11 protein-coding genes are annotated in these 12,846 nt (G+C 51.8%); 9 read left to right on the top strand and 2 right to left on the bottom strand.

The window, feature by feature from the left end; all coding sequences use genetic code 11:
• The first annotated feature begins 95 nt into the window (after window positions 1-95).
• The 5 genes from H1D31_RS15310 to H1D31_RS15290 are packed head-to-tail and all read left to right on the top strand — an operon-like array spanning window position 96 to window position 4,421.
• A complete protein-coding gene (locus H1D31_RS15310) occupies window positions 96-1,517 on the top strand; it encodes a sensor histidine kinase (protein WP_261259688.1) in 1,422 nt (473 codons plus the stop codon).
• A complete protein-coding gene (locus H1D31_RS15305; protein WP_261259686.1) occupies window positions 1,514-2,122 on the top strand; it encodes a hypothetical protein in 609 nt (202 codons plus the stop codon). The genes H1D31_RS15310 and H1D31_RS15305 overlap by 4 nt, the downstream gene beginning before the upstream one ends.
• Window positions 2,109-3,458: a sigma 54-interacting transcriptional regulator gene (locus tag H1D31_RS15300; RefSeq protein ID WP_261259684.1), complete on the top strand. Its 1,350-nt coding sequence runs from the start codon at window positions 2,109-2,111 to the stop codon at window positions 3,456-3,458. The genes H1D31_RS15305 and H1D31_RS15300 overlap by 14 nt, the downstream gene beginning before the upstream one ends.
• A gap of 24 nt (window positions 3,459-3,482) precedes the next feature.
• Window positions 3,483-3,839 carry a DUF2288 domain-containing protein gene (locus tag H1D31_RS15295; RefSeq protein ID WP_261259683.1) on the top strand — a complete coding sequence of 119 codons (357 nt, stop codon included), beginning with the start codon at window positions 3,483-3,485 and terminating at the stop codon, window positions 3,837-3,839.
• A gap of 24 nt (window positions 3,840-3,863) precedes the next feature.
• A complete protein-coding gene (locus tag H1D31_RS15290) occupies window positions 3,864-4,421 on the top strand; it encodes an acyl-CoA thioesterase (RefSeq protein ID WP_008950338.1) in 558 nt (185 codons plus the stop codon).
• A gap of 62 nt (window positions 4,422-4,483) precedes the next feature.
• Here H1D31_RS15290 and ggt read toward each other — a convergent pair whose 3' ends face one another.
• Together ggt and H1D31_RS15280 are read right to left on the bottom strand one after the other, a co-directional pair.
• Entirely contained in the window at window positions 4,484-6,208 is a 1,725-nt protein-coding gene (gene ggt, locus H1D31_RS15285; protein ID WP_261259682.1) for a gamma-glutamyltransferase, read from the bottom strand.
• Between the two features lie 74 nt (window positions 6,209-6,282).
• The gene (locus H1D31_RS15280) at window positions 6,283-6,684 is read right to left on the bottom strand and encodes an acyl-CoA thioesterase (protein WP_261259681.1); all 402 of its coding nucleotides are present in this window, start codon (window positions 6,682-6,684) and stop codon (window positions 6,283-6,285) included.
• Between the two features lie 15 nt (window positions 6,685-6,699).
• Between H1D31_RS15280 and H1D31_RS15275 the strand changes: the two genes are divergently transcribed.
• The 4 genes from H1D31_RS15275 to H1D31_RS15260 all read left to right on the top strand — a co-directional run bounded on the left by H1D31_RS15275 (window position 6,700) and on the right by H1D31_RS15260 (window position 12,826).
• The gene (locus H1D31_RS15275; protein WP_065956024.1) at window positions 6,700-7,404 is read left to right on the top strand and encodes a 2OG-Fe(II) oxygenase; all 705 of its coding nucleotides are present in this window, start codon (window positions 6,700-6,702) and stop codon (window positions 7,402-7,404) included.
• A gap of 112 nt (window positions 7,405-7,516) precedes the next feature.
• The gene (locus H1D31_RS15270; protein WP_261259679.1) at window positions 7,517-9,592 is read left to right on the top strand and encodes a TonB-dependent receptor family protein; all 2,076 of its coding nucleotides are present in this window, start codon (window positions 7,517-7,519) and stop codon (window positions 9,590-9,592) included.
• Window positions 9,593-9,780: 188 nt separating this feature from the next.
• Window positions 9,781-12,213 carry a TonB-dependent receptor domain-containing protein gene (locus tag H1D31_RS15265; RefSeq protein ID WP_261259678.1) on the top strand — a complete coding sequence of 811 codons (2,433 nt, stop codon included), beginning with the start codon at window positions 9,781-9,783 and terminating at the stop codon, window positions 12,211-12,213.
• Window positions 12,200-12,826, top strand: coding sequence for a PepSY-associated TM helix domain-containing protein (locus H1D31_RS15260; RefSeq protein ID WP_065956027.1), 627 nt, complete (start codon window positions 12,200-12,202; stop codon window positions 12,824-12,826). The genes H1D31_RS15265 and H1D31_RS15260 overlap by 14 nt, the downstream gene beginning before the upstream one ends.
• Window positions 12,827-12,846 lie beyond the last annotated feature (20 nt).

Here is a 12,846-nt window from a genome sequence, read left to right as displayed (position 1 = left end):
TTTTTACCTGCAGCAGCTAATTTATGCGGCTAACGGCAATACAAGGCTCTGAATTTTCAGTAAACTAAAGTCAGAATTCTCTGAGGGTGGAGCCCATGCGCTTTTCCATTCAAACGGCGTCATTGCGACAGTTAGTACTACTTAGCTTTTTTCTGGCCCTGATCCCGGTCGGGGTTTTATTGTGGCAGAGTAATAAATCCTTAAGTGGTGTCAGTAATTATGCTATTACCTCGGCCGAGCAGGCGGTGTCTACCGTGCGCCAGGCAGAAAGTATGCAAAGCCTGGTGGTCGATATCGAGCGGGCGGTGCGCCAGTATGCGGTGGTGCGCACTGAGGCGCTGCAGCGGCTGGCTTTAAACCATATCGACAATCAGCTACAGCTGTTAGCTCAGCTCTGTAGCAGTTTACCCGAATTGGCGTTATGCCAAAGTCAGCGCGATGCTTTGCAAAGCCTCAGATTAAAATTTATCGAACCGACCAGCGAAGTACCTGAAGCCTTACTGCTGCAAGTGCGTACCCAGCAACAGCAAATCACTAAAGAAATCTGGGATCTGTTAGAGCGGCAATTGGAGAATCAGCAACAGCAGGTCGCGAAAACCCAGCAACAGCTGGCCTGGGAAACCTTTGCTCTGGTGTTACTCACCTTATTATTGGTGTTATGGGCCTCCGGCCGGATCACGGCGCCGGTACAGAAGTTGGACCGGATGATCCGGGCCATTGCGCAGCCCAAGCATCAGTTTCCGGACGAAAAACTGCGCGGGCCGCGTGAACTGGCGGAGCTGGGTGAACAATTACGCTGGCTGAGTTCCCGTCTGCAGCAATTAGAAGCCTTACGGCTGGTGTTGCTGCGCCATGCTTCACACGAGCTAAAAACGCCACTTTCCAGTATTCGCGAAGGTTGCGCCCTGTTAACCGAGCAGTTGGTTGGTCCGCTTAATGCGCAGCAGCAGGAGGTCGTTAGCCTGCTAAATGGCAGTGCCGATCGGCTCAGCGTGTTAACCGAGCAGCTCCTTGACTATAACCGCCTGCTACAACAAGCCCAGCCGAATTGGAGCCAGGTGGTGCCACAGCAACTGATGCAGGAGTGTTTTAGTGACCATGCGTTATCGCTACAGCAACGCCAGCAACAGGTGAAGCTTGATTGTCAGCTCAGTTCACTTTGTACTGATGCCACCTTGTTTCGGCGCATTCTGGATAATCTGATTAATAACGCCCAGGCCTATGGCGCCGAAGGCAGTCCGGTTTGGGTGAAATTATACCGACAGGACGAATCCGTGGTATTGGAGGTGGCCAATAATGGCACCCCGATCCCAGTGGCACTGCGTGAGAAATTATTTGAACCTTTCCAGCGGGGCACGACCCCACGTTTTGATGCAGTGCAAGGTTCGGGGTTGGGGCTGTCCATTGTGGCAGACTGCGCCCGCTTGCTTGGCGGGCATGCGGATATTGTTGACGTCGTCTATGCCGATGTCTGTATCCGGGTAAGGTTGCCGCTTTCAGGAGAAAAAATGGTATGAGAAATTTAGTCTGGGTAGCGTCACTGGCGCTGTTATCAGCCTGTCAGGTTACGCCGCCGCCGGCACCGCCGCCAGCCGAACCGCAGCTTGAAGTGATGCCGGAGCAGCCAGAGCCAGCGCCGCAGGAAGAGCCGCAGTTGCTTGATCTGCTAAAATTTACTGATGAGCCGGCAACGCTGCAAGCCTGGCTGGATTATAAACAAAGCATTCTGGCTGAGCCGGAGGCTGAGCGCCAACGTTTACTGCAACTGACGGAACCGGACGAGGTAGCGCAATTCCAGTTCGCGCTATTGTCGCTGCACCCGGATATGCCTTATGTCAGCCGCTTTAAGGTGCAAACGCAATTGGCTGAGGTGCTGCTGAGTTTCCCGCCGCGTTTGGCTGCTATCTTTAGCTGGGAGCTAACCTATAATCAGAAGCTATTGGAAGCTGAATCGGCAGTCAGTGCCGTTACCCGTTTAAATGCCCAGCAACTGGACCAGTTAGAACGGCTACAAAAAACCAACCGGGAATTGCAGAAGAAAATTGATGCCCTGACCCAAATCGAGGCCGAGTTAAACCAGCAACCGGTGGAAAATAACGGAGGCAATAATGGCCCGGGATAACCCTCGCTTATTGTTGGTCGATGATGATCCGAGTTTACTGCGGCTGTTAACCCTGCGTCTGGAAGGCGAAGGCTATCAGGTGATTAACGCCGACAGCGCTGAGACTGCCTTAGCATTGCTGGCGAAGCAGAGCGTTGACGTGGTGTTAAGTGATCTACGGATGCCAGGACTGGATGGTATGAGCCTGTTTGATGAAATTGCTAAACGCTACAAAGGCGTACCGGTGATCCTGATGACGGCGCATGGCTCTATTCCGGAAGCGGTCGCTGCCACGCAGCGCGGCGTGTTTGGCTTTCTGACCAAGCCTCTGAACCCGGCTGAGCTGCGCGAAGTATTACAACGCGCGTTGAATCAATCCTTACCGGAGCAGGAGCAATGGCGCGAGGCCATTATTACCCGCAGCCCACTGATGCAAAATGTGCTGGAGCAAGCGTATCGGGTGGCACAGCGGGATGTCAGCGTACTGATTACCGGTGCCAGTGGTACCGGTAAGGAATTGCTGGCCAAAGCCATCCACAATGCCAGCCCGCGGGCCGCTAAGCCTTTTGTGGCGATTAACTGCGGCGCCTTACCTGAGCATTTGCTGGAGTCTGAGCTGTTTGGCCACAGTAAAGGGGCCTTTACCGGCGCGGTCACTGAGCATGCTGGTTTATTCCGCGAAGCAGATGGTGGTACCCTGTTTTTGGATGAAATTGGCGATATGCCGGTAGCTTTACAGGTAAAATTACTGCGTGCGCTGCAGGAGCGGCAAATCCGGCCGGTAGGCAGTGCTAAAACGATCCCGATCAATGTGCGGGTGTTGTCTGCCACGCACCGGGATTTACAACAGGCGATGGCCGACGGCAGTTTCCGCGAAGACCTGTACTATCGGTTAAATGTGGTAAATCTGCCGCTACCCACATTAGAGCAACGGGCAGAAGATATCCCGCTATTGGCGCGCCATGTGTTGCAGCAAAGTGCCGAGCGGCATCATGTAAAGGTGACCCGCTTCTCCGATGATGCCCTGCAGCTGCTGGCTACCGCAAAATGGCCGGGTAATGTGCGGCAACTGGTCAATGTGATTGAACAATGTGTCGCCTTAACCCAGAGCCCGGTGATTTCAGCGTCCTTAGTAGAGCAGGCGTTATCGCAGAATAGCAGTTATTGGCCGACGCTAATCGAAGCGCGCGACCAGTTTGAACGCCAGTATCTGATCCGGGTATTGCAAATGACCGAAGGCAATGTCACCCGGGCCGCCGAACTGGCGGGACGCAATCGCACCGACTTTTATAAGTTGCTGAAGAAACATGAACTCAGTGCCCAGCAGGTCGCCGAACAGGGTGATGAGCTGGAATAGGGCACTGCGAAGGAAGAAACAAAGATGAATAAACCTACTCCGTCTGATGCCTGGCTGGCCGAAGAAGCGGAAAGTCCGGCGCTGGTCCGGGCAAAAATCGTTAGCGAGACAGCGCGGATCAGCTGGCTGGAGCTGCAAAAGTTTTATGCCGCCGGCAGTGTGATTAGCGTCGCCGCCGAGCTGGATTTAATTGACGTGGCCTTTGCATTTAGCCGCGATGATAAGCAGCAGGTTGCGCAGTGGCTGCAAAGTGCTCAGGTGGTTCGTACCAGCGAACAGCAAGCGCAGCAGTGGTATCAGCAACAGGCCGAACTGTGGGCCGTGGTCATTTCACCCTGGGTTCTGGTGCAGGATAAGCCATTACCGCAACAGTTAAATTAACCCCTACCTGCGCAGGAGCCTGTTATGAGCCTGGACTATAAAACCGTTGCCTGTTCTCACATTACGCTGTCGCAGTTGATGTTACCCTCCCACTCCAACTTTAGCGGTAAGATCCACGGTGGCTATCTGCTATCGCTGATGGACCAGATCGCCTTTGCCTGTGGCTCTAAATTTAGTGGTAAATACTGTGTCACGGCGTCGGTAGATCGGGTGGATTTTCTCAGTCCGATCGAAGTCGGGGAGTTGGTGACACTGAATGCTTCGGTGAACTATGTCGGTACCAGCTCAATGGTGGTCGGGATCCGGGTTGAAGCGCAGAATATTCAAACCGGCCAGATAAAGCATTGTAACTCGTCGTACTTTACGATGATTGCCAAGGACGCGGATACCGGCAAGCCGGTGGCGGTGCCACGCTTGATCCTGCGTAGCAAGGAAGAAGTGATGCGGTACCTGAAAGCGGCCGAGCGCATTGAACTGCGCAAGCAAAAGCCGGCATCGGCGGAACCCTTTGCCGGCTGTCTGGAGCAGGCAGTCTGCGAAATCCGCCAACATCATGATGCCAGAGTAGAATTGGTGATTTAACTGATAAAAAAGGGCGGCCATGAGCCGCCCTGATTTGCAGAAAACCACAGCAGGTGCCGGCGTTAGTAACCCGCGGCCTGACCATCTTTACGGGATTCGGAGGCGCCGATCCAAACACCATTGACATGGTCTTTCATAATCGCCTGATAGCCACCATAGCCACCTAAGCCATAACGTACGTCGTGACCACGTTTTTGTAATTCACGCACCGTTTCAAACGGAATACCACGCTCCACTTCAATATAGCCACCGTTTTTCAGATAGGCATCCTGGCCGTCCGTAGGTTCAGTGCTGCCCAGATGCTGCCAACGGGCGGCATCACCGGCTTCCTGCAGGTTCATACCAAAATCCACCATATTGACCAGAATTTGCACATGGCCCTGCGGCTGCATGGCGCCGCCCATTACGCCATAGCTGATCAGCGGCTTGCCGTCCTTGGTGACAAAGGCCGGAATAATGGTATTAAAAGCGCGCTTACCAGGCTCATAGACGTTGGCGTGATTTTTATCCATCGAGAACAACTGGCCACGATCCTGGAACACAAAGCCTAAGCCTGGCACCACCACGCCAGAGCCCATGCCACGGTAGTTGCTCTGAATTAATGACACCATATTGCCGTCTTTATCGGCGGTGGTCATATAGATGGTATCGCCTTCATACAGATGCGGGTTGCCGGCATCGACGCGCTGGGCGGCACGTTGGCTAATCAGCTTGGCGCGCTCGCGGCCGTATTCCTCAGAAATCAGTTTGCTGATTGGTGTTTTGTAAAAGTCCATATCGGCATAAAACTTGGCGCGATCTTCAAACGCCAGTTTTTTTGCTTCCACCATCAGGTGGATGCTTTCCGGGCTGTTAAAACCGAGGGCGGCCAGATCAAAGTTCTTGAGTATTTGCAGCATTTGTAAGGCAGCAATACCCTGGCCGTTTGGCGGCAGCTCCCAAAGGGTATAACCTTTATAGTCGACGCCCACCGGCTCTACCCAGTCTGAACGGTGATTCGCAAAGTCGGCAAAGCGCAGATAGCCACCGTTTTCCGTCATAAATTTATCGATTTTGCGGGTAATTTCGCCCCGGTAAAAAGCATCACGACCGTCTTTGGCGACGGTGCGTAGCGTGTACGCCAGGCCCGGGTTCTTAAAAATCTGGCCCTTAGCTGGCGCCTTGCCATTAATGGTAAAGCTGCCTTTAAAATCGCCGGGTTGTGGGCTTAACACTGGCACACTGCGATCCCAATAGTAGGCGATTAGTTCAGTAACCGGGAAACCTTTTTCGGCGTAATCGATAGTGGGTTGTAGCAGCTGTGGCATTGGCAGCTTGCCGAATTTCTGGTGCATTTCAAACCAGCCATCGATAGTGCCGGGCACGCTAATCGGCAGCATGCCATGGGGTGGTAAATCGCTGCGGCCCAGTTTATCCAGCTCGGCCTTTAAGGTGTTATAACTTAATCCCAGCGGCGAGCGGCCAGAGGCATTTAGCCCATAGAGCTTGCCGGTTTTGGCATCCCAGATCATCGCATAGAGATCACCACCAATGCCATTACCGGTCGGCTCCATTAAACCTAGGGCCGCATTGGCGGCAATGGCGGCATCAATTGCGTTGCCGCCTTGTTTCATAATATCCAATGCAATCTGGGTTGCCAGTGGGTGGCTGGTGGCCGCCATAGCTTCTGTTGCGATCACTTCGGAGCGGCTGGCAAAGTCTTTACCGGTAATGCGATCGAAAGCCTGTACCAGCGGCGAGGCGGTGATACCAAGCCCCAGCGCCAGCGTTAACAGTGTTTGCTGCATAAATTTTATCCCCTGTGGTTTTGGTTAAACTTAAGCAGTTGTTAATACGCATACCAGCGGCTTTCGCTCAGTGGTTAGTTTTCGGCGTTAAGCGGGTGGGCACTTAGCTGTTGGCGTTCCTGTTCGGTTAACAACGCCGCCTGTTGCTGTTGATAATCAAATTTCACCATGGCGGCAGTGCCCGATACCGTTTTCTGGCCGTTTTGCCAGGCTTCCTGATACACCTTAAACGAGCGATTACCCACTTCACTGATCCAGGTTCGAATTTCTACCGGCTCGCCATAATGGGTCTGGGCATGGTAATTCAGTTGAATACCGGCAATAATCAAAGCCCATTTTTTAACGTCCAGATCTGGGGTAAAGATTCGGAACACCGGCTGGCGGGCGCTTTCAAACCAGACGGCAAACACCGTGTTATTAATATGCCCTAAGGCATCAGTATCAGAAAAACGGGGCTGGATAACCTCGGTAAACATCAGTAGGACCTTGTAATGACCAATTTTATTGAAGTGTATGATAATGCGTTAAGCCCGGCACTTTGCCAACAGCTGATTAGCACCTTTGAGCAAAGCCCGCATACGCAAACCGGCCGTACCGGCGCAGGCGTTGATACCAGCAAAAAAATCAGTACCGATCTGTATCTGAATGAGCATGCTGAGTATCAGGCTTTGTTACAGCAGATTATTCAGGTTACCACCCACTATGCACATCAGTATTTTCAGAAGTACCATTTTGCCTTGATTGCGCCTGTGGGCATCACCACCCAGGATCCGGTCAGTGGCGCCCCCTTGCCGGTCACCCATGAAAATTTCAGCCAGTTTAGTGAGCAACAAACCTTTGATTTTATGCGTACCCTGTACCGGCTGGGGCCTATTCAGGCGCAAAAATATGCCGCCGGTAAGGGCAACTACAACTACTGGCATTGCGAGGTTTACCCCCAGCTGCCGGACAATGAACCGTTGCACCGCAGCTTGCTGTTTATGTTCTATCTGAATGATGTAGCCGAAGGCGGCGAGACCGAGTTTTATTATCAGCAGCAGCGTATTCAACCGAAAGCTGGCCGCATGGTAATAGCGCCGGCCTATTTTACCCACACTCATCGCGGCTGTATCCCGGTATCCGGTGACAAGTACATACTGACCAGCTGGATTTTACTGCAGCGGGCCGAAACCCTGTACGGGCTACCCACAAAGTAATAGTGACAGTAAAACAATCATAAAGCCAAATGATAATAATTGCTGTTTGAGTTATTAATTGCTAAGATGCGCGGCAATTTCAAACAGCATTAATTTATCCAGGTGAGGTTTTATGTTGTCGACTAAGCGTCAGCCCGTGGCTTTAGCCGTGGCGCTATCTTTAGGTGTGGTGAGCATGGCTGCAGCTGCGGAAGAAGCTGCCGCAGAAAGTAGTGCAGAAAAAGTGATGCCCTCTATTGAGGTGATCCGGGTCAAGGGTGATCAGCAGCTGCATCGTTTTGATGAAACCGGGTCGGTGATCCTGATCGACCGCGCCCAGATTGAGCAGGTGCAGCCACTGTCGACAGAGGATGTTTTGCGCCGGGTACCAGGTATCAATATTAAAGGTGAAGAAGAGACCTCCATTGTTGCGAATTTCGGTATTCGTGGCTTGTCTGCCAGTGAATCCAAATCCTTATTACTGGAAGATGGCGTACCGGTAGCACCAGGCTTATTTATCGGTAATGATCGCTACTTTAACACCCGTATTCAGCGGGTGGAGTCGGTTGAAGTGTTAAAAGGTTCGGCCTCTTTACGTTATGGCCCTTCGACTATCGGTGGCGTGGTGAACTATATCACCAAAACCCCTACCGATGGCGTACAGCTGTCTGCCCGTGCCGGTTCTTTTAATCTGCGGGAAATGACGCTGGAAGCCGGTGCTAAAAACCAGGCCGAAGATGCCTTCTTAGGCGTGGTGGCCACTAAAGCCAAGAGTGATGGCTTTATGGACAAGGGTTACGATATGTCCGATGTGATGGTTAAAGCCGGTTTAGCCATTAGCGATAAGCAAAAAGTCGGTATTAAGTTTGCCTACCATGAAAATGAGGCCAATATTTCTTACCGTGGAATTTTCCTCCAGCAATATCTGAACGGTGAGCGTAATAACCCGGCACCGGATGACTGGTATCTGACCGATAGAACAGCTTTTGATCTGAACCATGAGTATGTATTTGATAATAATGCTAAGTTAAATACCTTGGTTTACTGGAGCAATACAACCCGTGATTATTGGCGCTATGATGCCAACACCGCAGCTTCAAATGCCGCCGGGCGTTGGGTTTATACCGATAATATCGTCGGGAATAATCGCAGCTTTGAGCGTCTGGGGATTGAAAGCCGGTTAAGCTTTGATCAGCAACTGTTCGGCTATGCCGCCGCCACCGAGTTTGGTCTGCGCCTGATGGAAGAAGAAGCTGACGATACCCGGATCCGGGCAACGCGCGCCGCAGATCGCTCCGGTAACAATGACCGCCATATTATCGATTCCGCTAACAGTGTCGCCGGCTATGCGCAAAGCCGTATTCAGCTGACTGATGATTTTGCCGTTACCCCAGGTTTACGGGTTGAGTCTTATGAGCAAAAACGTACCATCCTGACGCAGAATGGCGATAGTGCTAAGACCTCTAACACCGAATTGCTACCTGGCGTAGGCGCAACCTACGAGTTAACCGCGAATGCACAACTTTATGGTGGTGTCTATCGTGCTTTCTCGCCAGCATCAAATGGTGTAGCACTGGATGGTTTAACCGATCAGCAGTTAGATGGTGAACGTTCAGTTAACTATGAGCTGGGCTTACGTGGCACAATGGGTGCGGCTAACTACGAAGTATCGGCTTTCTATATGGACTTTGCCAATCAGGTCGTTACCGGTAACAGTGATCCCAACCTGTCACAATCCAATGCAGGTAAAACCGAGCATACCGGTATGGAGTTCCTGTTTGGTTATAATCTGGGTGCTGGTTTCCGCTTAGATACCAATGCGACCTGGGTGCCGACTTCTGAGTTTAAAACAGGTGTCAATGCTGGCAACCGCCTGCCATATGCGCCTAAGGTGCTGGCTAATGTAGCCTTAAGCTACAGCGCTGATGCTTTTAGTGTCGCCCTGACCGCACACCACCGTGGTGAGCAATTCGGTGATCCAAGCAACCGCATCGATATTCCGGCTAACGCCGCTGGCGGTATCTGGGGTGGCTTATTACCGGCTTATACGGTCTATGATTTATTGGCGCAATATACTGCTTTTGAAGGCTTTACTGTGTATGGCTCAGTAAAGAACCTGACTGATAAGCAGTATGTCGCAGGTCTGCGTCAGGGCATTTATGTTGGCCCTGAGCGCGCCTTTGAAGCCGGTTTCCGTTACCGCTTCTAAAGCTGCCATTGGTATGACTAAGCCCGCTCTGTGCGGGCTTTTTTATTGACCGACTATTGATGTTAATCCGGCTTAAAAAAGTTCCCTAAATCAAAACAATTCTTGTTATTAATATTGATCTTAAAAATGATAATGGTTATCATTTGCGCCATCTTTTAAGGCGTAGCGCCATTACAGGAGTTAGGTTAATGTTGTTTGCTCAAAAGTCACTGCTTCGTCAAAGCTCTGTGGCACTGGCTATCGCCAGTGCGCTGAGTATTCCAGTTACCCAAGCGGAAGAGGCGACCGGTAGCCATATAGAGGTGATCGTGGTAACAGCCTCGGGTTACGAACAGAAACTGGTGGATGCACCGGCCAGTATTTCGGTGATTACTCAGCAAGATTTACGGGCAAGGCCCTATACCACACTGTTAGATGCGGTAAGAGATCTGGAAGGTGTCGACATTGGTGAAACCCGTGATAAAACCGGCCAGGGTACCATTAGCCTGCGCGGTATGGGCGCGGATTATACCCTGATCCTGGTTGACGGTAAGCGGCAGAATAACCATGGTGATATCTATCCTAATGCCTTTGGTGGCAATCAGTTTGGCCATATTCCACCGCTGGATGCCATTGATCGGATTGAGGTGATCCGCGGCCCGGCGTCAACCCTGTATGGCGCCGATGCACTGGGCGGCGTGATCAATATTATTACCAAAAAAGTGACAGAGAGCTGGCATGGTTCGGTGACTCATAGCCGCTCAAAACAAAGCGACAGTGCTTACGGCGATGATATTACCACCGACTTTAATGTAATGGGCCCGCTGATTCCCGGTGTATTGGGCGTGGCAGTGCGCGGCAGTGTTTATAATCGTCTGAGTTCGACGCCAGAATATGCACCTGTCGTTTATCCAAATGGTGAAACCCGCACCCGCTCGCTGGGCTTTGGTGCCGGAGGCAAAACCGTAGATAACGAAAACCGGGTACTGGGCGGGCGTTTAAGCTGGACGCCGACCGCGCAGCAAACGATTTGGTTTGATATCGAGTCTTCAACGCAGGACTATGATAATACGCCCTTTATTAATGCTAATGGCGTGCGCGAATTTCCGCTTGGTACAGTAGATAATATCAATACCATATGGGCCGCTGGCTTTTTCTGTAAAAACGGCGTTGGTAGTCGTGAAGCGGCTTGCGTACAAAGTGGCGGCACCTGGGCGCGGCGCGCTAACCCACAGGTCGGCTACAGTGAAACCCAGGAGTTTACCCGTGATACCTGGTCGCTGACGCATGAAGGTAAGTGGGACCAGCTCAACAGCTTTATCTCGCTCTCTTATGTCGATACTAATAACAACGGTCGAACTCTGCCTTTTAGTGTGGCAGAGCGGGCGTTACTGCTGCAAATGATTGATGGCACGGGGTCTTACACTGGTTTAACCGAAGCGCAGCGTAAAGCATTGGCGGAAGCGACCTTCCTGCCGCGACCTCAGCGGGTAATGAACAGTAACCAGTATACCCTGGATCTGAAAGTCGATTTCCCATTTGAAGCCGCCGGACGGCATACCATGGTTATGGGCGCGCAGCTGATCCGCGGTGAACTGGAGGATGGCGTTTTTGGGATTGAAAGCGGCACTCCGGGGGCAGTGCAGAAACATAATATGTGGTCCGTATTTGCTGAAGATACCTGGGATCTGACCGGCGCTTTCTCGCTAACTGCTGGCCTGCGGCATGATGATCATCAAATCTTTGGTAATCAGTTAAGTCCGAGAGTCTATGGTGTTTATACGCTAAGCGATGCCTGGACCATTAAAGGTGGCGTCAGTACCGGCTTTAAAACACCTAAAACTACTCAGTTGTATGATGGCGTAGTCGGTTTCGGCGGTCAGGGCACCTCGCCGATGTTTGGTAACCCGGATTTAAAACCGGAAACCAGTGTATCGACCGAGCTGGCGGTGTATTGGAGTCATCCAAACGGACACAACTTTAACGCCACAGTGTTTAAAAACGATTTTGATGACAAGCTCGCATCCCAGCCTTGCGGTGCGGGTACGAGTATTGTCTGTACTGAAACCGGTGAATTTGCCGAACTGGGTTATGCCACCAGCAGTAAGACCGTCAATATTGACAAGGTCACTATTCAGGGCGCTGAGCTGGCGGGCCGGGTCGAGTTGCTGGCGCAACTGGCGCTGCGTGCAAACTATACCTATACCGATAGCGAACAGAAAAGTGGTGCGTTAAAAGGCCGTCCGCTGGGTAATACCGCCAAACATATGGCTAACCTGACATTAAGCTGGCAGGCCAGTGATACATTAAATCTGTTCTTAACCTCTGAGTACCGCGACCGGCGCTACCGCTCCTGGGATACCGTGAACAACGAAGCGCTGTACTTTAAAGGCTATAACGTGCTGCATCTGGGTGCGGCTTATCAGGCCAGCGATGCGGTGAGTTTTAATTTCCGCATCAATAACCTGCTGGATAAAGACTTTACCTCATACAACATCGTGTTTACTGAGTGTAATGATACCGCCGCCAGCTGTGTTCGCGATAGCAGTGGCCAGAACGGTTACAGTGCCGCCTTTGTTGATGATTACAACAACAAGGACAAAAGTCGCAATTACTGGGTAGGGATGAATGTCCGCTTCTAATCGTAAGAAGCCGGCAGCAGCCATGGCGCGCCTGATGCGCGCCCTACACACCTACAGTGCAATGTGGGTGTTGTTGTTACTGCTGTTTTTCTCTGTTACCGGCATCACCCTTAACCATCCGGACTGGCAAAGCAAATGGGGAGCGCGACAGCAGTTGCAGCAGTTGCCGCTGCCTGAACCTCTGCAGCATTGGCCGCTTACCACGCAGCAGCAGGAATATGCAACAACGCTGGTGGACTGGTTGAAACGCACTCATGGCGTCGCTGGCATCAGCTGGCAAGCCCGTTTTGACAGCGATGAACAAACCCTGGAGCTGAGCTTTAAACGACCAGCGGGTTTTGCCGTAGCCCTGGTGGACTTTTCTGCCGCAGAAATAGAGCTGGAACAACAGTTTAACGGCTATCTGGCGTTGGCAAATGACCTGCACAAAGGGCGGGATAGCGGTGCCCTGTGGAAAGCCCTGATTGACATTACCGCTATCGCCTGCCTGTTGTTTGCGCTGACTGGTTTTTATCTGCTGCTGAAAATGCCATCGAAAAAGCAGTTAGGTAACGCCCTGGCTGTGCTTGGCGGCGTGATGGCCGTGCTGGCTTATCTGCTGGCCTTTCACTAAAGCCGATCATTAACAAGGAG

The organism is Alishewanella sp. BS5-314 (assembly GCF_025377695.1).
GTDB lineage: Bacteria > Pseudomonadota > Gammaproteobacteria > Enterobacterales > Alteromonadaceae > Alishewanella > Alishewanella aestuarii.
The sequence above is the reverse complement of the archived record's forward strand: the minus strand, read 5'-3'. Positions and strand labels throughout refer to the sequence as shown.

Coding starts and splice junctions, on each gene's coding strand:
- H1D31_RS15310 (WP_261259688.1), top strand. CDS start 96: ATGCGCTTTTCCATTCAAACGGCGTCATTGCGACAGTTAGTACTACTT.
- H1D31_RS15305 (WP_261259686.1), top strand. CDS start 1,514: ATGAGAAATTTAGTCTGGGTAGCGTCACTGGCGCTGTTATCAGCCTGT.
- H1D31_RS15300 (WP_261259684.1), top strand. CDS start 2,109: ATGGCCCGGGATAACCCTCGCTTATTGTTGGTCGATGATGATCCGAGT.
- H1D31_RS15295 (WP_261259683.1), top strand. CDS start 3,483: ATGAATAAACCTACTCCGTCTGATGCCTGGCTGGCCGAAGAAGCGGAA.
- H1D31_RS15290 (WP_008950338.1), top strand. CDS start 3,864: ATGAGCCTGGACTATAAAACCGTTGCCTGTTCTCACATTACGCTGTCG.
- ggt (WP_261259682.1), bottom strand. CDS start 6,208: ATGCAGCAAACACTGTTAACGCTGGCGCTGGGGCTTGGTATCACCGCC.
- H1D31_RS15280 (WP_261259681.1), bottom strand. CDS start 6,684: ATGTTTACCGAGGTTATCCAGCCCCGTTTTTCTGATACTGATGCCTTA.
- H1D31_RS15275 (WP_065956024.1), top strand. CDS start 6,700: ATGACCAATTTTATTGAAGTGTATGATAATGCGTTAAGCCCGGCACTT.
- H1D31_RS15270 (WP_261259679.1), top strand. CDS start 7,517: ATGTTGTCGACTAAGCGTCAGCCCGTGGCTTTAGCCGTGGCGCTATCT.
- H1D31_RS15265 (WP_261259678.1), top strand. CDS start 9,781: ATGTTGTTTGCTCAAAAGTCACTGCTTCGTCAAAGCTCTGTGGCACTG.
- H1D31_RS15260 (WP_065956027.1), top strand. CDS start 12,200: ATGTCCGCTTCTAATCGTAAGAAGCCGGCAGCAGCCATGGCGCGCCTG.